General features: G+C 62.6%; 18 protein-coding genes. 12 read left to right on the top strand and 6 right to left on the bottom strand.

Translation table 11 applies throughout. The features are described from left to right. Window positions 1-227 precede the first annotated feature (227 nt). The 4 genes from acnA to ACO550_RS29940 form a co-directional block, all read right to left on the bottom strand. Window positions 228-2,933: an aconitate hydratase AcnA gene (gene acnA / locus ACO550_RS29955; protein WP_315596996.1), complete on the bottom strand. Its 2,706-nt coding sequence runs from the start codon at window positions 2,931-2,933 to the stop codon at window positions 228-230. A 194-nt stretch (window positions 2,934-3,127) separates the two neighbouring features. Beyond that, window positions 3,128-3,667 (bottom strand): hypothetical protein, encoded by a 540-nt coding sequence (locus tag ACO550_RS29950; RefSeq protein ID WP_315596995.1) that lies wholly within the window; start codon window positions 3,665-3,667, stop codon window positions 3,128-3,130. A gap of 244 nt (window positions 3,668-3,911) precedes the next feature. Beyond that, window positions 3,912-4,892 (bottom strand): aldolase/citrate lyase family protein, encoded by a 981-nt coding sequence (locus ACO550_RS29945; RefSeq protein WP_315596994.1) that lies wholly within the window; start codon window positions 4,890-4,892, stop codon window positions 3,912-3,914. A 125-nt stretch (window positions 4,893-5,017) separates the two neighbouring features. Further along, the gene (locus ACO550_RS29940; protein ID WP_315596993.1) at window positions 5,018-6,001 is read right to left on the bottom strand and encodes a malate dehydrogenase; all 984 of its coding nucleotides are present in this window, start codon (window positions 5,999-6,001) and stop codon (window positions 5,018-5,020) included. Window positions 6,002-6,418: 417 nt separating this feature from the next. Here ACO550_RS29940 and ACO550_RS29935 point away from each other — a divergent pair, with 417 nt between their 5' ends. After that, entirely contained in the window at window positions 6,419-7,285 is an 867-nt protein-coding gene (locus ACO550_RS29935) for a UTRA domain-containing protein (RefSeq protein WP_315596992.1), read from the top strand. Here ACO550_RS29935 and ACO550_RS29930 read toward each other — a convergent pair. Continuing rightward, window positions 7,267-7,581, bottom strand: coding sequence for a hypothetical protein (locus tag ACO550_RS29930; protein ID WP_315596991.1), 315 nt, complete (start codon window positions 7,579-7,581; stop codon window positions 7,267-7,269). The genes ACO550_RS29935 and ACO550_RS29930 overlap by 19 nt on opposite strands. A 92-nt stretch (window positions 7,582-7,673) precedes the next feature. Between ACO550_RS29930 and sdhC the strand changes: the two genes are divergently transcribed. The 6 genes from sdhC to gltA all read left to right on the top strand — a co-directional run bounded on the left by sdhC (window position 7,674) and on the right by gltA (window position 12,749). Further along, window positions 7,674-8,084 (top strand): succinate dehydrogenase, cytochrome b556 subunit, encoded by a 411-nt coding sequence (gene sdhC / locus ACO550_RS29925; protein ID WP_315596990.1) that lies wholly within the window; start codon window positions 7,674-7,676, stop codon window positions 8,082-8,084. Between the two features lie 11 nt (window positions 8,085-8,095). Further along, complete coding sequence (sdhD, locus tag ACO550_RS29920) at window positions 8,096-8,461, top strand: succinate dehydrogenase, hydrophobic membrane anchor protein (protein WP_066733321.1); 366 nt, start codon at window positions 8,096-8,098, stop codon at window positions 8,459-8,461. A 3-nt stretch (window positions 8,462-8,464) separates the two neighbouring features. After that, window positions 8,465-10,243, top strand: coding sequence for a succinate dehydrogenase flavoprotein subunit (gene sdhA, locus ACO550_RS29915; protein WP_315596989.1), 1,779 nt, complete (start codon window positions 8,465-8,467; stop codon window positions 10,241-10,243). Between the two features lie 34 nt (window positions 10,244-10,277). Further along, window positions 10,278-10,979 carry a succinate dehydrogenase iron-sulfur subunit gene (locus ACO550_RS29910; protein ID WP_137923147.1) on the top strand — a complete coding sequence of 234 codons (702 nt, stop codon included), beginning with the start codon at window positions 10,278-10,280 and terminating at the stop codon, window positions 10,977-10,979. A 144-nt stretch (window positions 10,980-11,123) separates the two neighbouring features. Next, complete coding sequence (locus ACO550_RS29905) at window positions 11,124-11,405, top strand: FAD assembly factor SdhE (RefSeq protein ID WP_485995056.1); 282 nt, start codon at window positions 11,124-11,126, stop codon at window positions 11,403-11,405. A gap of 42 nt (window positions 11,406-11,447) precedes the next feature. Further along, the gene (gltA, locus tag ACO550_RS29900; protein ID WP_315596988.1) at window positions 11,448-12,749 is read left to right on the top strand and encodes a citrate synthase; all 1,302 of its coding nucleotides are present in this window, start codon (window positions 11,448-11,450) and stop codon (window positions 12,747-12,749) included. Window positions 12,750-12,881: 132 nt separating this feature from the next. On the opposite strand, the gene ACO550_RS29895 is transcribed toward gltA, so the two are convergent. After that, entirely contained in the window at window positions 12,882-13,151 is a 270-nt protein-coding gene (locus ACO550_RS29895) for a hypothetical protein (protein WP_315596987.1), read from the bottom strand. Window positions 13,152-13,343: 192 nt separating this feature from the next. Here ACO550_RS29895 and ACO550_RS29890 point away from each other — a divergent pair, with 192 nt between their 5' ends. The 5 genes from ACO550_RS29890 to ACO550_RS29870 all read left to right on the top strand — a co-directional run bounded on the left by ACO550_RS29890 (window position 13,344) and on the right by ACO550_RS29870 (window position 18,289). After that, window positions 13,344-14,471: a branched-chain amino acid ABC transporter substrate-binding protein gene (locus ACO550_RS29890; RefSeq protein ID WP_315596986.1), complete on the top strand. Its 1,128-nt coding sequence runs from the start codon at window positions 13,344-13,346 to the stop codon at window positions 14,469-14,471. A gap of 139 nt (window positions 14,472-14,610) precedes the next feature. Continuing rightward, on the top strand, window positions 14,611-15,537 hold the full coding sequence (livH, locus tag ACO550_RS29885) for a high-affinity branched-chain amino acid ABC transporter permease LivH (protein ID WP_315596985.1): 927 nt from the start codon (window positions 14,611-14,613) through the stop codon (window positions 15,535-15,537). A gap of 12 nt (window positions 15,538-15,549) precedes the next feature. Next, window positions 15,550-16,824 (top strand): high-affinity branched-chain amino acid ABC transporter permease LivM, encoded by a 1,275-nt coding sequence (locus ACO550_RS29880; protein WP_315596984.1) that lies wholly within the window; start codon window positions 15,550-15,552, stop codon window positions 16,822-16,824. After that, window positions 16,821-17,588, top strand: coding sequence for a high-affinity branched-chain amino acid ABC transporter ATP-binding protein LivG (livG, locus tag ACO550_RS29875; RefSeq protein WP_315596983.1), 768 nt, complete (start codon window positions 16,821-16,823; stop codon window positions 17,586-17,588). Before ACO550_RS29880 ends, livG begins: the two co-directional genes overlap by 4 nt. Continuing rightward, complete coding sequence (locus ACO550_RS29870; RefSeq protein ID WP_315596982.1) at window positions 17,588-18,289, top strand: ABC transporter ATP-binding protein; 702 nt, start codon at window positions 17,588-17,590, stop codon at window positions 18,287-18,289. Before livG ends, ACO550_RS29870 begins: the two co-directional genes overlap by 1 nt. Window positions 18,290-18,486: the final 197 nt, after the last annotated feature.

The following is an 18,486-nucleotide window of genomic DNA, read 5'->3' as shown; positions in this document are numbered from 1 at the left end:
CGATCACGACGATTGCGATCAGGTTATTGATCTTGTGAGGTCACCAATATTTTGTAGCGCTGTTTGCGTGCCGCGGCGTCGGGCTGCGCAGGCTTGCGCAAAACTTCCGTGGCGGGGTGGGGATTACCCGGAAACGGGCGCAGGCTGAGGCTGGCGCCCCCCGGCCCGCGGCGCGGGAGAGGGGGCGGGGGGGCAGGGCTGGCGCCTGAACCGCGCCGCCCCAAAGATTACGCCACCAGCAGCTGGCGCAGCACGAACGGCAGGATGCCGCCGTGGTTGTAGTAGTCGACCTCGATCGGCGTGTCGATGCGCAGCAGCACCGGCACGCGTTGCGTGTCGCCATTGGCGCGGTGGATCACCAGCACCACATCCTGCTGTGGCTTCAGTTCGCCCTCGATACCTTCCACGTCGAACGTCTCGTTACCGATGATGCCCAGCGACTGCACGCTGTCGCTGCCCTTGAACTGCAGCGGCAGCACACCCATGCCCACCAGGTTCGAGCGGTGGATACGTTCGAAGCTGCGCGCGATAACGGCCTTGACGCCCAGCAACTGCGTGCCCTTGGCGGCCCAGTCGCGCGACGATCCCGTGCCGTATTCTTCGCCGCCAAACACCACGGTAGCGGTACCCTCGGCGATGTACTTCATGGCGGCGTCGTAGATCGACATCTCGTCGCCAGTGGGCTGATGCTGCGTAATGCCGCCTTCCACGCGCGAACCGTCGGCCTTGGGCGGAATCATCAGGTTCTTGATGCGCACATTGGCAAACGTGCCGCGCATCATGACCTCATGGTTGCCGCGGCGCGAACCGTAGCTGTTGAAGTCGGCCTTGAGCACGCCGTGTTCCAGCAGGTACTTGCCCGCGGGCGAGGTGTCCTTGATCGAACCGGCCGGCGAGATATGGTCGGTCGTCACGGAATCGCCAAATACGCCCAGCGCGCGGGCGCCGCGAATACTGACGGTCTCGGTGCTGGGTTCGATCGTGAAGTCCTGGAAGAACGGCGGCTCGGCGATATAGGTCGAGGTCGGCCAGTCGTAGACCTGGCCCTTCGTGCCCTTGATGTTGGCCCACAGCTTGCTCGGCTTCTTGACCTGCTCGTAGTTGCCCTTGAAGGTCTTGGCATCCATCGCGTACTTCAGCAGCGCGTGGATTTCTTCCGACGTCGGCCAGATGTCGCCAAGCCAGATGTCCTTGCCACCCTTGCCCTTGGCAACCGGCTCGGTCATCAGGTCGCGCGTAACGGTACCCGCGATGGCATACGCCACCACCAGCGGCGGCGAGGCCAGGAAGTTGGCGCGAATGTTCGGATGGATACGAGCTTCGAAGTTGCGGTTGCCCGACAGCACGGCCGCAGCCACGATATCGTTCTGCACGATGGCTTCGTTCAGTGCCGGGGTCAGGTCGCCGGCATTGCCGATGCAGGTCGTGCAGCCATAAGCCGTCACGCCAAAACCAAGTTTTTCCAGGTACGGCAGCAGGCCGGTGGCCTTCAGGTACTCGGTTACCACGCGGCTGCCCGGAGCCAGCGAAGTCTTGATATGCGGCGCCACGTTCAGGCCAGCTTCCACGGCCTTCTTGGCCAGCAGGCCGGCGGCCAGCAGTACGCTCGGGTTCGAGGTATTGGTGCACGACGTGATCGCGGCAATCAGCACGTCGCCGTTGTGGACCTTCACGCCGTCGGCGTTGACGTATTCCTTGCCCAGGTCGGCCGGATCCTTGTTGAAACCATTCTCGGCCACCGGCTTTTCGAACAGCGACGCGAACGTGCTCTTCACGTGACCGATCTCGATACGGTCCTGCGGACGCTTCGGGCCGGCCAGCGATGGGGCCACCGTGCCCAGGTCCAGCGTCACCGTCTTGCTGTAGTCGATCTCGCCAGCACGCGGCACCCCGAACATTTCCTGCGCGCGGAAGTAACCTTCGAACGCGGCGATTTCCTCGTCGGTGCGGCCCGTGCCCTGGAAGTAGTCGATGGTTTTCTCATCAACCGGGAAGAAGCCCATCGTGGCGCCGTATTCGGGAGCCATATTGCCGATCGTGGCACGGTCCGGCAGCGCCAGGCTGGCGGTACCTTCGCCAAAGAATTCGACGAATTTGCCCACCACCTTCTCGCGGCGCAGCATTTCGGTAATCGTCAGCACCAGGTCGGTGGCGGTCACGCCTTCACGCAGCCGACCCTTCAGTTCCACGCCCACCACGTCCGGCGTCAGGAAGTACACGGGCTGGCCCAGCATGCCGGCTTCAGCCTCGATGCCACCCACGCCCCAGCCCACCACGCCGATGCCATTGATCATGGTCGTGTGCGAATCGGTGCCAACCAGCGTGTCCGGATAGTAGACGCCATCCTTCTTGTGTACGCCGCGCGCCAGGTATTCCAGGTTCACCTGGTGCACGATGCCGAAGCCGGGTTGCACCACGCCAAACGTGTCGAATGCCTGCATGCCCCACTTCATGAACTGGTAGCGCTCGTTGTTGCGCTGGAATTCCAGTTGCATGTTCAGGTCCAGCGCTTTCTTCTCGCGGAAGTGGTCGACCTGCACCGAGTGGTCCACCACCAGGTCCACAGGCACCAGCGGTTCGATCTTCTTGGGGTTCTTGCCCATCTTCTCGGCCACGTTGCGCATTGCGGCCAGGTCGGCCAGCAGCGGCACGCCCGTGAAATCCTGCAGCACCACGCGTGCCACCACGAACGGGATCTCGTCCACGCGGTCGGCATTGGGCTGCCAGTTGGCCAGTTGCCGCACGTGTTCCTCGGTCACCTTCTTGCCATCGCAGTTGCGCAGTACCGATTCGAGGACCAGTCGAATCGATACAGGCAGGCGTTCGATCTTCACGCCCAGGGCCTTGCCGAGTTGCGGCAGGGAATAGTACTGGCCGCGGCCGCCGGTGCCGAGCTTGAATTCTTTCAGGGTTTTATTGAGATTGTGGGGCATTGCCTGACTCCAATCGAAGGATGACGCGGGACTCGATGCTCTTCTTCTTCAGACCCCGGTGCGCGAAAGGGTTCCGCCGCCATGCAGCGGCGCGGCCGGCAGACCCCGGACGCGCACCGTTACAACGATTCGGTGCAGCTTGGACCCGCGCGGCGCCTATCGCAGCGGCGCGCGGGGTAAGGCAAGGTAAGACTTTACTGCTTCGGTGCGGCTTGTGCAGCGTCGGCCGGCTGGGCAGCCGGTTGCGCCGGTGCCATCAGCAGCGGCGTGGTCACCGGAGCGCGCAGGGCGCCGGCTTGCGTCGGCGCCGAACCACCGGCCTGCATGTCGGCGCTCTGGCATTCGTCGGCCAGGCGCTGGCCCAGGTTCTTGTTGAACAGCATGGCCTTGCTCGGAATCACGACCAGATCCAGGCCCGAGCGTGCGTCGAAGTAGCGGTCGGCGCCGGTCACGGTGCTCTGGCGCGGCAGGCGGTAGTCCTTGCCTTCCCAGTGCACGGTCAGCACTTCGTCACGCTGCATGTTGCCGCTGATCCAGATCGCATGGCCCAGTTCGCACTGCCATTTTTCGCCCGAGGGCTCCACCGCGGCGGGCGCAGCGGCGGCCGTCTTGGTGGATTTCTTGGTCGACTTCTTGGTGGCGGCCGGCTTCTTGGCGGGTTCCTGGGCCAGCGCGGCGCCGGCAGAGGTCAGGGTCAGGGCGCCAATGCAGGCTGCCAGCACGAGTTGTTTCATGTGGGTTTCCTTCCGGATTGCTAAGTAGTCAATGGGGCTTGTTGTGGTGAACAGTCCGGGAGGCGATCCGCAATGGTGTTACGGGGACGCCCCGGCAACTTTCCGCCGCTATTCTCTACGATTTGCCTGACCGGGCGAAGCCCGTCAGGGATTGGTTACATAATCGCGCGGGAACGGTTTGTCATCGGCCACTTGGCCGAAAAAATGAGCAGCACTCGCGCTTCACCGCATTTATCAGTGGTGCTCAGTCAAAGAACAGCTCCTCTACCGGAGTCGGCAGGCCGGTACCGGTGGCATGTGCGCGCTGCAGCAATGACCAGTAATAGCGGTAGCTGGCGCGATCGTGCAGTTGGCCATCGTGGCGGATCGGTGCCCAGTTGTTTTCATGGGCGGCCAGCAGGATCTGGCTGGCTGCGCCGATTTCGCTGTCGCTCGGGCGGAATGCCTTCACGATTGGTTCGATCTGGCCCGGATGAATGCTCCATTTGCGCAGATAGCCGAATTCCGCACGGGCACGGCCTGCGTCATCGCCGGCGCGCTCCGGGTTCTGCACGTCGGTGCTCACATTGTGCGACGGCACCTTGCCATGGCGATGGCAGGCCGCGGAGATCTCGAGCATGGCGCGGCGGATCAGCGGATGCTGGAACTGCTCCGGGGAACGCATCGCCTCACCGGGGATTGCGCCATGGTGGGCCGATACAAAGTCCATCAGGCCGAAACTCAGGCATTCCACCTGCACCAGCGCGGCGATATCAAACACCTGTTCCAGTGCTGAGTGTGTCTCTATGAGCACATGGATCGGGATATGCCGTGCAATGCCGGCACTGCGGGCAACCTGGTTGACGTGATCGGTGACGCGGGCCACTTCGACGACATCGGTGACCTTCGGAATCACGATATAGGCCAGCTTGGCGCCGGCGGCGGTCACCAGCGTATCGATATCGTCGCGCCAGCTCGGATGGATCGGATCGTGGATCCGCACGCCCACGCGGTTGTGTGCGTTGTCGGCGCTGTTGATCAATTGGGCGCAGAGCTGTGCGTGTTCGCGTTCGAGCCCGACGGCGGCGCCGTCCTCGCAGTCGAACGTGATGTCGAACACGGGCCCAAGCGCCTGCTGCAGGGCCAGCGATTTGCGCATGAGCTTTTCGCTGCCGGCATAGTGGTCGCAGACCGGCAGTTGCACGGGAATGGCTTCGCCCTGGAACAAGACCTCGGATGGATGCACGTTATATACGTATGGATCAGGGGGTTATTGTGAAGACAAAGCGCTCGCCCAAAGAAAAAACCGGGGTCCGCGCCGATTCTTCAATCGATGCGGACCCCGGTTTCATGAGCGGGAAGCTCTGGCGATCAGCCCAGCAGGTGTTGCACGCCGGCACGCTCTTCTTCCAGTTCCTTGAGCGTGATGTTGATCTTTTCCTGGCTGTAGGCGTCGATTTCCAGGCCTTGCACGATTTCGTACTTGCCGTTGGCCGTGGTCACCGGGTAGCCGAACATGACATCCTTCGGAATGCCGTATTCACCGTTCGACGGGATGCCCATCGTGACGACCTTGCCGTTCGAGCCCAGCACCCAGTCGTGCACGTGGTCGATGGCTGCGTTGGCGGCCGAAGCAGCCGACGACAGGCCACGCGCTTCGATGATCGCGGCGCCGCGCTTGCCAACGGTCGGCAGGAACACGTCGTTGTTCCACACCTGATCGTTGATCAGGTCCTTGACGCTCTTGCCGTCAACGGTTGCGTAGCGGTAGTCGGCGTACATCGTCGGGCTGTGGTTGCCCCACACGAACAGCTTTTCGATCGACGACACCGGCTTGCCGGTCTTGGCGGCAACCTGCGACAGTGCGCGGTTGTGGTCCAGGCGCAGCATGGCGGTGAAGTTCTCGCGCTTCAGGTTCGGCGCCGACTTCATGGCGATGTAGGCGTTGGTGTTGGCCGGGTTGCCCACCACCAGCACCTTGACGTCGCGGCTGGCCACTTCGTCCAGCGCCTTGCCCTGCACCGTGAAGATCTGTGCATTGGCTTCGAGCAGGTCCTTGCGCTCCATGCCCTTGCTACGCGGACGGGCGCCAACCAGCAGGGCCACGTCGGCGTCCTTGAACGCAACCTTGGGGTCGTCGGTAATGACCACGCCGGCCAGCAGCGGGAACGCGCAGTCTTCCAGTTCCATCACCACGCCCTTGACGGCGGTCTGGGCCTGCGGCAGGTCTAGCAGTTGGAGGATGACCGGCTGGTCTTTGCCGAGCATGTCGCCGTTGGCGATGCGGAACAGCAGGGAATAGCCGATCTGGCCAGCGGCGCCGGTGACTGCGACGCGCATTGGGGCTTTAGCCATGAGTAAGTCTCCAAACGAAAAGAGGGGGTAACCGGTCGGTGGCGACTGGCCATCCAGGGTATGGAGCAGGCCTGCGCGTCACCGGGTGCTGGTTCGCGTGTCGCCACGGGGCAGGCGGGCATCCGCCGGGAGCCCGCGGCACTGCGTCTGGCCGGCAACGAGGAGCGCGCGGGCCGTGGGCAGGCGTCGAGGGCGACAAGGCGTAAGTCTACTACTGCTGAGTGGTGCGCCGCATCCGGAAGGTTTCAAAAGACAGGGCAGGGTAGCCCGGGAGAGAGACCAGCCGGGGGCGGCGGCGCGGACTGCGCGAGTTTAGGGTGCGCCCTGATTGATGTCAATTCATATGTCTCATATAAGACATAAGACATTTCATAGCGTGCTGGACGCCATTCTGGCTTTTGTGGTTGAATCCGGCCTATGTCATCCCTGCCCACGTCCCCGTCCGCCGCTGCCACCAATGGCTCGCCGGAGTCGGGCGCCCCACAGAGCGGCGCCGGGACGCAGTCGTCCGCGAACGCTCCGGGCGCATCCGCCACGCCCGCCGCCTCTGTCGCACCGGCCACGCCGTCGCCTACTTTCAGCCCGCTCTACCAGCAGATCAAGGCCCTGATCATGCAGAGCCTGCAGACGGGCGAGTGGAAGCCGGGCGACATGATCCCGAGCGAGATGGACCTTGCTGCCCGCTACAAGGTCAGCCAGGGTACCGTGCGCAAGGCCATCGACGAACTTGCCGCGGACAACCTGGTGGCGCGCCGCCAGGGCAAGGGTACGTTCGTGACAACCCATTACGAGGATGTGGTCAAGTTCCGCTTCCTCCGCCTGGTGCCCGACGAGGGCGAGCCGCATTATGGCGCCAGCCGCGTACTCGAGTGCAAGCGCCTGCGCGCGCCGGCCGAGATTGCCCGCCTGCTCGACATCCGCACCGGCGACAGCGTGGTGCAGATCCGGCGCGTGCTGACGTTTTCGAATGAAGCCACGGTGCTGGACGAGATCTGGCTGCTGGGCACCAACTTCAAGGGCCTGACGGCCGAGAAGCTCAACGAGTGGAAGGGCCCGATGTACGCGCTCTTCGAAGCCGAGTTCGGTACGCGCATGATCCGCGCCACGGAAAAGATTCGCGCGGTGGCTGCCGATAACACGGCTGCCGAGCTGTTGTCCGTGGAGGTTGGTGCGCCGCTGCTGTCGGTGGAACGTGTGTCGTTCACCTATGGTGACCGCCCGGTGGAAGTCCGCCGTGGCCTGTATGTCACGACGCGGCACTATTATCAAAACGACTTGAGCTGATGCGCGATGGCGATGCAAGCGCAGTCCTGGCGGCCAACTATTGCGGCGCGTATATGGGACTGGCGCCAACCATTGTCGGTCGTGAATGGAATCGTCGGATTTTTCAGATTTGCAATGGTGCGCGCGTTGTCGCGTGCGATTGTCGGGCACGCCGCATTGGTGCGCGATAGTCGAAAATTATTGGTGCGCTGCGCAACAAAGGCGCTAAAATCACGTCGATTTGCTCCGCTGCATTCATTTGCATCCAGTGTTACCCACGACACCGGATGCAATCCGGTGCATTCAGCGCGGTGCATTCACGGTACCCGCTGTGAGGCCCCGATGCAATCGGGTGCAACGGCAGTGTCGTTCTTTTGCAGTTTTCTTTTCATCGCAAATGGGGTCTCGCATGGCTGAAGCCGCCAAACAAGCCAGGCCGGAGTTCCGGAACATCGGTATCGCGCAAATCTCGCGCTACCGGTTGCCCTGGGCCGGCAAGGTATCCATCCTGCATCGCGTAAGCGGCGCATTGATGTTTCTCCTCCTTCCTTTCGTTCTGTACCTGTTCGAACAGAGCGTCACCTCCGAACTGAGCTTCGCGAAGTTCTCGGCCCTGCTGTCCAACGGCTTCGTCAAGCTGGTGATCCTGGCCCTGATCTGGGGGTATCTGCATCATTTCTGCGCCGGTATCCGCTTCCTGCTGCTCGATGTGCACGTCGGCGTCACCAAGCCCGCATCGGCCACGTCGGCCAAGCTGGTGCTGGTCATCAGCCTGCTGCTCACCCTGATTTTCGGGCTGAAGCTTTTCGGCCTGTTCTGAGGAGAATCAAGGTGGCAAACAATAATATCGGTCCCAAGCGTCTTGTCGTCGGTGCGCATTACGGTCTGAAAGACTGGCTCGCGCAACGTGTTACCGCTGTCATCATGGTGGTGTTCACCGTGGTGCTCGCCGTGGTGTATCTCGCCTTCGGCAATCCTTCGTACGAAGGCTGGTCGGGTCTCTTCGCCAATCAATGGATGAAGCTCCTGACGTTCCTGACCATCCTGTCCCTGCTGTTCCACGCGTGGATCGGCATTCGCGACATCTGGATGGACTATGTGAAGCCGATGGCCGTGCGCCTCGTGCTGCAAGTTCTTACGATTCTGTGGCTCGTCGGTTGTGCGGGCTACGCTGCTCAGATTCTCTGGAGGGTGTAATAAATGGTCGCAGTCAAGACTGGATTGCCGCGTCGCAAATTTGACGTGGTCATCGTCGGGGCGGGCGGCGCCGGGATGCGCGCATCCCTCCAGCTCGCGGAAGCCGGCCTGAACGTGGCCGTGCTGTCCAAGGTTTTCCCGACCCGCTCGCACACCGTTGCGGCGCAGGGCGGTATCGGTGCTTCGCTGGGCAACATGAGCGAAGACAACTGGCACTATCACTTCTACGACACCATCAAGGGCTCGGACTGGCTCGGCGACCAGGACGCCATCGAGTTCATGTGCCGTGAAGCCCCGAAGGTCGTGTACGAGCTCGAACACTTCGGCATGCCGTTCGACCGTAACGCCGATGGCACGATCTACCAGCGTCCGTTCGGCGGCCACACCGCCAACTACGGCGAAAAGCCGGTGCAACGCGCTTGCGCCGCTGCTGACCGTACCGGTCACGCGCTGCTGCACACGCTGTACCAGCGCAACGTGCGCGCCAAGACCCACTTCTTCGTGGAGTGGATGGCACTGGACCTGATTCGTGACGAAGAAGGCGATGTGCTGGGCGTGACCGCGCTGGAAATGGAAACCGGCGAAGTCTATATCCTCGAAGCCAAGACCACGCTGTTCGCGACCGGCGGTGCCGGCCGTATCTACGCTGCGTCGACCAATGCCTTCATCAACACCGGTGACGGCCTGGGCATGGCGGCACGTGCCGGTGTCCCGCTGGAAGACATGGAATTCTGGCAGTTCCACCCGACCGGCGTGGCCGGCGCGGGCGTGCTGATCACGGAAGGCGTGCGTGGCGAGGGCGGTATCCTGCGTAACAAGGATGGCGAGCGTTTCATGGAACGCTATGCCCCGACGCTGAAGGATCTGGCGCCGCGTGACTTCGTGTCGCGCTCGATGGACCAGGAAATCAAGGAAGGCCGTGGTTGCGGCCCGAACGGCGACTACGTGCTGCTCGACCTGACTCACGTCGGTGCCGAGACCATCATGAAGCGCCTGCCGTCGATCCGCGAAATCGGCGTGAAGTTCGCCAACGTCGATGCGATCAAGGAACCGATCCCGGTCGTGCCGACCATCCATTACCAGATGGGCGGTATCCCGACGAACGTTCACGGCCAGGTCGTGGCGCCGAAGAACGGCAACCCGAACGACGTGGTCAACGGTTTCTACGCAATCGGCGAATGCTCGTGCGTTTCGGTGCACGGCGCCAACCGCCTGGGCACCAACTCGCTGCTGGACCTCGTGGTGTTCGGCCGTGCGGCCGGCAACCATATCGTTGCCAACGCCAGCAAGCAGAAGGAACACAAGCCGCTGCCGGCCGATGCCGCCGACCGCGCCATGGCCCGTCTGGCCAAGCTGCAGGCAACGACCTCGGGCGAATACACCCAGGACGTGGCCAACGACATCCGTCGCAACATGCAGTCGCATGCCGGCGTGTTCCGTACGCAGAAGCTGATGGACGAAGGCGTCGAGCGCATTCTGGAAGTGGCGGAGCGTGCCGACAACATCCACCTGAAGGACAAGTCCAAGGTCTTCAACACCGCGCTGGTGGAAGCCCTGGAAGTGGCCAACCTGGTGGAAGTGGCCAAGGCCACGATGATCTCGGCCGCGGCCCGCAAGGAATCGCGTGGCGCGCATGCCCACAGCGACTTCCCGAATCGCGACGACGACAACTGGCTCAAGCACACGCTGTTCTACAGCGAAGGCAATCGCCTTGACTACAAGCCCGTGAAGATGCAACCGCTGACGGTGGAATCGGTTCCGCCCAAGGCCCGTACGTTCTAAGCGACGCCTCGTAGAGAAAACAGGACCCACAGAAATGAAGCGTATTTTCGAAGTCTACCGCTACGATCCGGACAAGGACGCCGCACCCCGCATGCAGACCTACGAGGTCGAGCTCGACGGTCACGAGCGCATGCTGCTGGACGCACTGGTCAAGTTGAAGAAGCTGGACGAAACCATCTCGTTCCGCCGCTCGTGCCGTGAAGGCGTGTGTGGTTCGGACGCGATGAACATCAACGGCAAGAACGGCCTGGCCTGCCTGACGAACATGCGCGAGCTGCCGGACCGCATCGTGCTGCGTCCGCTGCCCGGCCTGCCCGTCGTGCGCGACCTGATCGTCGACATGACGAACTTCTTCAAGCAGTACAACTCGATCAAGCCGTTCCTGATCAACGACGAGCCGCCGCCCGAGAAAGAGCGTCTGCAGTCGCCGCAGGAGCGTGACGAGCTGGACGGCCTGTACGAGTGCATTCTTTGCGCAAGCTGCTCCACGTCGTGCCCGTCGTTCTGGTGGAACCCGGACAAGTTCGTCGGCCCGGCCGGCCTGCTGCAGGCTTACCGCTTTATCGCGGACAGCCGCGACCAGGCCACTGGCGAGCGTCTGGACAACCTGAACGACCCGTATCGCCTGTTCCGTTGCCACAGCATCATGAACTGCGTCGACGTGTGCCCGAAGGGCCTCAACCCGACGAAGGCGATTGGCAAGATCAAGGAATTGATGGTTCGCCGCGCTGTTTAATTGCCCGGTATAAACTGCCTTCTGCGCCAGTCGCGGATTTCGCGGATGTTGCGCAGACAGGCAGTCTGCAGAAGTTGATGTAAGCGGTGTGTCAGTCCGATGCGGTTCAATCGGGCCGGCGCACCGGTCGCAAGAAGGCTGACCATGAGTCTTTCCACCACATTCTCCCATCAGGCCGATCCGCACAAGCGTGCCCGTCTGCGCTGGCGCGCCCGCCGCGGCCTCCTGGAGAACGACATCATCGTCGAACGTTTCTTCAACCGTTACGAGGAGAGCCTGTCCGATGAGGACGTGGCTTCGCTGAGCGAGCTGTTCGAGCTTAGCGACTACGAGTTGATGGACCTGCTGCTGGTCCGCAAGGAACTGGACGGTGAGCTCGACACGCCCCCGATGCAACGGGTACTCAGCCTGCTGCGTTCGGTCTGAGTTTGGTCAACAATATTATTCACAGTATTTGAAGGAATCGACATGACGCCGTCCGATGTGAAAGCCACGCTATCGTTTTCCGATGGTTCCCCCAGCGTTGAGCTGCCGATCTACCAGGGCACGGTTGGCCCGGATGTGATCGACATTCGCAAGCTGTACGGACAAACCGGCAAGTTCACCTATGACCCGGGGTTCATGTCGACCGCTTCGTGCAACTCCAAGATCACCTACATCGATGGTGACAAGGGTGAACTGCTGTATCGCGGCTACCCGATCGAGCAACTCGCGCAGAAGTGCGATCACCTCGAAACCTGCTACCTGCTGCTGAAGGGCGAACTGCCGAACGCCAAGCAGAAGGCAGAGTTCACCGGCCACGTGATGAACCACACCATGGTTCATGAGCAGCTGCAATTCTTCATGCGCGGTTTCCGCCGCGATGCGCACCCGATGGCGGTACTGACCGGCCTGGTGGGTGCCATGAGCGCGTTCTACCACGACGCGATGGACATCGATGATCCTCACCAGCGTGAGATCTCGGCCATCCGCCTGATCGCCAAGATGCCGACCATGGTCGCCATGGCGTACAAGTACAACATCGGCCAGCCGTACATCTATCCGCAGAACGACCTGTCCTACTCGGGCAACTTCCTGCGCATGCTGTTCGGCACGCCGTGCGCACCGTACACCGTGAACCCGGTGCTGGAGCGCGCACTGGACCGCATCTTCATCCTGCACGCCGACCACGAGCAGAACGCGTCGACCTCGACCGTGCGCCTGGCCGGTTCGTCGGGCACGAACCCGTTCGCAGCCATCGCCGCCGGCGTGGCCTGCCTGTGGGGTCCGGCTCACGGCGGTGCGAACGAAGCCGCACTGAAGATGCTGGAAGAAATCGGCAGCGTCGACAACATCAACGAGTTCATCAAGCAGGTCAAGGACAAGAACTCGGGCGTGCGCCTGATGGGCTTTGGCCACCGCGTGTACAAGAACTACGATCCGCGCGCCAAGCTGATGCGCGAAACCTGCCATGAAGTGCTGAACGAACTGGGCCTGCACAACGACCCGCTGTTCAAGCTGGCCATGGAACTGGAAAAGATCGCGCTGGAAGACGAGTACTTCGTGAGCCGCAAGCTGTACCCGAACGTGGACTTCTACTCGGGTATCGTGCAGCGCGCGCTGGGCATCCCGACCTCGCTGTTCACCTGCATCTTCGCCCTGGCACGTACGCCGGGCTGGATCTCGCAGTGGGAAGAGATGATTACCGATCCGGAATACAAGATCGGTCGTCCGCGCCAGCTGTTCAACGGCAACTCCGCCCGCGACGTGCCGGACATGGCCACGCGCTGATTGGTCCGCTGTCTGGACCGCTGTCTGGTCCGACCGCAGTAAGAAACGCCCCGGCATGCCGGGGCGTTTTTTTTGCGGATCAGGGGCGGTCCGAGGGAGCAACCCCGCCGGAGCAACCCGGTCGGACTTTCCTCATGCACAACTGTTGTGAAACCACATTTTGGCGACGCTTCCTGCCTTTTCACGGTTGCAACAGGCTTCATAAATTGTCTGGTTTTCCCTAAAACCGAACAACTTCACTTCATCGGGGTGCAACTTTCCCCCTATAATGCGGGCTGCTTTACCACCGGCAGCCGGGCCACCCTTCCGGCCAGCCGCGTTGGCGAAGCGGGGCAGGCGAAGCGCTTGCGCAATAGAGAACGCATCAACGTTGTCTTTCCGAACTTTTGGTGTGCGCCACATTCATCGAATGAGCACGCGCCGACACATGCCGGGCCCCGCATCGCTTTACTGTCTTCACCGCAGGCCCGTCTTCCGCTTTGGGCCTCACCGTTCGCCACGTCAGGCGGCGCTTCCTCCCGCGGGTGTTGTTCGATTGCGCCGGTCATGCCAACTCTGCCCGGAACGACCCAAACATAATCGAGGAGCTCCCTGATGACGCTGTCCCGTCTCACGTCCACTGCCATGGCCGCCGTGCTTGCCACTGCCGGTCTCGCCGCCTTCACCTCGGCCAACGCCGAAACCATCAAGATCGCGATTGCCGGCCCGATGAGCGGCTCGGTTGCCCAGTACGGCGACATGGTCAAGGCCGGTGCGCTGACCGCGATCGAACAGATCAATGCGGCAGGCGGTGCCAACGGCAACAAGTTCGAAGCCGTGTTGATGGACGATGCCTGCGAACCGAAGCAGGCCGTGGCCGTGGCCAACAAGGTCGTCAGCCAGGGCATCCACTACGTGATCGGCCATGTGTGCTCGGGTTCGACGATTCCGGCTTCGGACATCTACGAGAACGAAGGCATCGTGATGGTCACGCCGTCGGCCACCGCGCCGCAGCTGACCGAAACCAAGAAGCGCAACTTCATCTTCCGCACGATCGGCCGCGATGACCAGCAGGGTCCGGCAGCCGCCCAATACATCATTGGCAAGATCAAGCCCAAGAAGGTTGCGATCCTGCACGACAAGCAATCGTACGGCCAGGGCATTGCCAGCTCGGTGAAGAAGGACCTCGAAGCGGCCAAGATTCCCGTGGCCGTGTTCGAAGGCATCAATGCCGGCGATTCCGACTACTCGGCCGTGATCACCAAGCTGAAGTCGCAAGGCGTGGACTTCGTCTACTTCGGTGGCTACCACCCGGAAATGGGCCTGCTGCTGCGCCAGGCGCGCGAGCAGGGCGTGAAAGCGGCCTTCATGGGTCCGGAAGGCGTGGGCAACAAGGACGTGACGGCGATTGCCGGCCCGGCCTCGGAAGGCATGCTCGTGACGCTGCCGGCGGACTTCTCGGCCGATCCGGCCAACGCCGCGCTGGTGAAGGCTTTCGCCGACAAGAAGCGTGACGCCAACGGTCCATTCCAGATGCCTGCATACGCCGCCGTGAAGATCATTGGCGACGCCATTGCTGGCGCCAAGAGCACGGATCCGACCAAGGTGGCCGCTTACATGCACAAGAACGCGTTCACCACGCCGATCGGCAAGGTCGAGTACGACGCCAAGGGCGACCTGAAGTCGTTCAAGTTCGTCGTGTACACGTGGCACAAGGACGCCACCAAGACCGCCGCCAACTAAACCCGGCGCCATCCTGGCGAAACGCCCCGCTGCCGATCCGGCATGCGGGGCGTTTTGGTATCGGTTCGATGTCGATTATTCGCCACATAACGGCGGTTGACATCGCGCATCGGACTTTCCGATCCACAAGGTCCCCCGCATGAACGAATTCCTTCCACAGTTCACCCAGCAACTGGTCAATGGCCTGACGCTGGGTGCGATCTACGCGCTGATCGCCATCGGCTACACGATGGTCTACGGCATTATCGGCATGATCAACTTTGCCCACGGCGAGATCTACATGATCGGCGCCTATGTGGGTCTCGTGACGCTGACCGCCATCGGTGCGCAAGCCGGCTATCCGTTGCCGCTGGTACTGGGCGCGGCGTTGCTGGTCTCGGTCGCCGTGACCGGCTGCTACGGCTACGCCGTGGAGCGCGTGGCCTACCGGCCGCTGCGCGGCGGCCCCAGGCTGGTGCCACTGATCTCGGCCATCGGCATGTCGATTTTCCTGCAGAACTATGTCCAGATCGGGCAGGGCGCGCGCGATGTATCCGTGCCGCTGTTGATCTCGGGTGCCATCGAATTCCAGATGGGCAGCGACTTTACGGTGACCGTGCCGTATTCGCGCCTGCTGATCGTTGGCGTGACGCTGCTCCTGATGATTGCGCTGACGCTGTTTATCGGCCATTCGCGCATGGGCCGCGCCTGCCGTGCCTGCGCCGAAGACATGCGCATGGCCAACCTGCTGGGCATCGACACCAACCGCGTGATCTCGTTCACGTTCGTGCTCGGCGCCATGCTGGCCGCGGTGGGCGGCGTGCTGATCGGCCTGACCATCGGCAAGCTCAATCCGTTCATCGGCTTTATCGCCGGCATCAAGGCGTTCACCGCGGCAGTGCTGGGCGGCATCGGCAGCATTCCGGGTGCGATGCTCGGCGGCGTGTTGCTGGGTTTGGCCGAGACGTTTGCCACGGGCTACATGCCGGCCGAATACAAGGATGTGGTGGCCTTTGGCCTGCTGGTCCTGGTGCTGCTGTTCCGTCCCACGGGTCTGCTCGGCAAGCCCGATGTGGAAAAGGTGTAAGGGGGAGACGACATGACTCAGGCAACTTCGATTGCGCGGGCATCGGTCCCGCAAACGTCGGTCTCCGACACACTCAAGAACGCGGTGACCGCCGCCGTGCTGACCGCCATCCTGACCATTCCGGTGCTGGGCCTGCAACTGAAGCTCGACGGCTACAAGGTTGTGCTGGAACCGCACTGGCGTCCGGTATGGATCGCGGTGGCCGCGGTGTTCCTGTTCCAGTTGTTCAAGCCGATGCTCACGCGCGCGCGCAGCGCCGTGAAGCTGCCGACGCTGCTCGCCATGGGCGCACGGCAGCAACGCAGCATGGTGTGGGTACTGCTGGCCGTGGGCCTCGTGTTCCCGTTCTTCGGCTCGCGCGGTGCGGTGGACGTGGCCACGCTGGCCCTGATCTACGTGATCCTGGGGCTGGGCCTGAACATCGTGGTCGGCTACGCTGGCCTGCTCGATCTGGGCTACGTGGGCTTCTACGCGGTGGGTGGCTATACCTATGCACTGCTGAACCAGTACTTCGGCCTGACATTCTGGGAATGCCTGCCGTTGTCGGCGGGCCTGGCGGCCACCTTCGGCTTCGTGCTCGGGTTCCCGGTGCTGCGCCTGCGCGGTGACTACCTGGCGATCGTGACGCTGGGCTTTGGCGAAATCATCCGCCTGCTGCTGAACAATCTGACCAGCCTGACAGGCGGCCCGGATGGCGTATCGGGCATTCCGAAGCCGACCGTGTTCGGCATCGAGATGGCGCGCAGTGCCAGCGTGGAAGGCGTGAAGACATTCCACGAACTGATCGGTCTGCCGTATGCCGGCCAGCACATGGTGATCTTCCTGTACCTGCTGGCATTGCTGCTGGTGGGCTTTACGCTGTTTGTCACCAGTCGCCTGATCCGCATGCCGATGGGCCGCGCCTGGGAAGCCTTGCGCGAGGACGAAATCGCCTGCCGCTCGCTGGGCCTCAATCCCACGCGCATCAAGCTGTCGGCATTCACGCTGGGTGCGTCGTTTGCGGGCCTGGCCGGTGCGTTCTTTGCGGCGCGCCAGGGCCTGGTCAATCCGGAGTCGTTCACGTTCATCGAATCGGCGCTGATCCTGGCCGTGGTGGTGCTGGGCGGCATGGGTTCGCAACTGGGCGTGATCCTGGCGGCCGTCCTGCTGACGATCCTGCCTGAAGTGGCGCGCGACTTTGCCGAGTACCGCATGCTGATTTTCGGCCTGGTGATGGTGCTGATGATGATGTGGCGTCCGCAGGGCCTGTTGCCCGCGAGCCGTCCCCACGTGGAGTTGCCGCGATGAGCGCTGAAATGCTGAAAGTATCCGGCCTGCAGATGCGCTTTGGCGGTCTGCTGGCCGTCGACGGCATCGAGTTCGATGTGCGTCGCGACGAGGTCTTCGCCATCATCGGCCCAAATGGCGCCGGCAAGACCACCGTGTTCAATTGCGTGGGCGGCTTCTACAAGCCTACCGCCGGCGAGGTCATGCTGGACGGTCATTCGATTGCCCGTCAGCCGAGCCACGTGGTGGCACGCCATGGCCTGGTGCGGACGTTCCAGAACATCCGCCTGTTCAAGCAGTTGACCGTGGTGGAAAACCTGATGGTCGCGCAGCACCAGCAGGTGAAGGCGGGGCTGCTGCACGGCCTGCTGGCCACGCCGGCCTATCGCCGTGCCGAACGCGAGGCGCTGGGGCGCGCCGCGGAATGGCTCGAACGGATGGGACTGACCGGTGTGGCCAACCGCGAGGCCGGTACGTTGTCGTATGGCCATCAGCGTCGCCTGGAAATCGCGCGCTGCATGATCACGAAGCCGCGCCTGCTGATGCTCGATGAACCTGCCGCGGGCCTGAATCCGCAGGAGAAGATCGAGTTGCAGCAATTGATCGACCGCCTGCGCCGCGAATTCAATATCTCGGTGCTGCTGATCGAGCACGACATGAGCCTGGTAATGGGTGTGTCCGACCGCATTCTGGTGATGGAACACGGCAAGCCGATCATGGTTGGCAAGCCCGAGGAAGTGCGCAACGACCCGCGCGTGATCAAGGCCTATCTGGGAGAGGACTGATGCTGAAGCTGGAACAGGTCCATACCCACTATGGCGCCGTCGAGGCGTTGTCTGGCGTATCGATCGAAGTCAACAAGGGGGAGATCGTCACCCTGATCGGCAGCAATGGCGCCGGCAAGACGACATTGATGATGACCGTGTGCGGTACGCCGCGGGCGTCGAGTGGCCGCGTGCTGTTCGAAGGACAGGACATCACGCGCCGCAACACGCACGAGATCATGCGCATGGGCATGGCCATCTCGCCTGAGGGCCGTCGTGTGTTCCCGAGCCTGACCGTGCTCGAGAACCTCAAGATGGGTGCGTTCTTCGCCAACCGTCATGAGATCGAGGATGGCGTCGAGCACGTGTTCAAGCTGTTCCCGCGCCTGAACCAGCGCGCCAGCCAGCGCGCGGGCACGATGTCGGGCGGTGAGCAGCAGATGCTGGCCATTGGCCGCGCACTGATGAGCAAGCCGCGCCTGCTGTTGCTGGACGAGCCCACGCTTGGCCTGGCGCCCCTGATCATCGCGCAGATCTTCGACATCATCCGCACGATCCGCCAGGAAGGCGTCACGGTGTTCCTGGTCGAGCAAAACGCCAACAAGGCGCTGCAGGTGGCCGATCGCGGCTACGTGCTGGAAACCGGCAAGGTGGTGCTGGCCGATACCGGCGCCAACCTGTTGGCCAACGACCGGATCAGGGCTGCGTACCTGGGCGGTTGATGTTGAGGCTCCTCTCTCCCGCGATGCGGGCGAGGGGAGCAAACCAAGGGTCATTCAAGTCCCTTCGCGATCCACGAAATCCCCCTTTCGCCAATGACCGCCGCCCGGGTGGTCTGGCCGGCCCGTCGGCGGCTGGCGCACATGGCATAATCGCTTGCGATGTCAAGCAATCACCGGCGCGTCCGGAAAAGCAGCAA

The sequence above is a fragment of the Cupriavidus sp. genome, assembly GCF_057315035.1.
This window is presented reverse-complemented; position numbering and strand designations above follow the sequence as displayed.

Excerpts from the sequence above, each read along its gene's own strand:
- acnA (WP_315596996.1), bottom strand. The coding sequence starts at position 2,933 with ATGCCCCACAATCTCAATAAAACCCTGAAAGAATTCAAGCTCGGCACC.
- ACO550_RS29950 (WP_315596995.1), bottom strand. The coding sequence starts at position 3,667 with ATGAAACAACTCGTGCTGGCAGCCTGCATTGGCGCCCTGACCCTGACC.
- ACO550_RS29940 (WP_315596993.1), bottom strand. The coding sequence starts at position 6,001 with ATGGCTAAAGCCCCAATGCGCGTCGCAGTCACCGGCGCCGCTGGCCAG.
- ACO550_RS29935 (WP_315596992.1), top strand. The coding sequence starts at position 6,419 with ATGTCATCCCTGCCCACGTCCCCGTCCGCCGCTGCCACCAATGGCTCG.
- ACO550_RS29930 (WP_315596991.1), bottom strand. The coding sequence starts at position 7,581 with ATGCACCGCGCTGAATGCACCGGATTGCATCCGGTGTCGTGGGTAACA.
- sdhC (WP_315596990.1), top strand. The coding sequence starts at position 7,674 with ATGGCTGAAGCCGCCAAACAAGCCAGGCCGGAGTTCCGGAACATCGGT.
- sdhA (WP_315596989.1), top strand. The coding sequence starts at position 8,465 with ATGGTCGCAGTCAAGACTGGATTGCCGCGTCGCAAATTTGACGTGGTC.
- ACO550_RS29910 (WP_137923147.1), top strand. The coding sequence starts at position 10,278 with ATGAAGCGTATTTTCGAAGTCTACCGCTACGATCCGGACAAGGACGCC.
- ACO550_RS29905 (WP_485995056.1), top strand. The coding sequence starts at position 11,124 with ATGAGTCTTTCCACCACATTCTCCCATCAGGCCGATCCGCACAAGCGT.
- gltA (WP_315596988.1), top strand. The coding sequence starts at position 11,448 with ATGACGCCGTCCGATGTGAAAGCCACGCTATCGTTTTCCGATGGTTCC.
- ACO550_RS29895 (WP_315596987.1), bottom strand. The coding sequence starts at position 13,151 with ATGTGGCGCACACCAAAAGTTCGGAAAGACAACGTTGATGCGTTCTCT.
- ACO550_RS29890 (WP_315596986.1), top strand. The coding sequence starts at position 13,344 with ATGACGCTGTCCCGTCTCACGTCCACTGCCATGGCCGCCGTGCTTGCC.
- livH (WP_315596985.1), top strand. The coding sequence starts at position 14,611 with ATGAACGAATTCCTTCCACAGTTCACCCAGCAACTGGTCAATGGCCTG.
- ACO550_RS29880 (WP_315596984.1), top strand. The coding sequence starts at position 15,550 with ATGACTCAGGCAACTTCGATTGCGCGGGCATCGGTCCCGCAAACGTCG.
- livG (WP_315596983.1), top strand. The coding sequence starts at position 16,821 with ATGAGCGCTGAAATGCTGAAAGTATCCGGCCTGCAGATGCGCTTTGGC.
- ACO550_RS29870 (WP_315596982.1), top strand. The coding sequence starts at position 17,588 with ATGCTGAAGCTGGAACAGGTCCATACCCACTATGGCGCCGTCGAGGCG.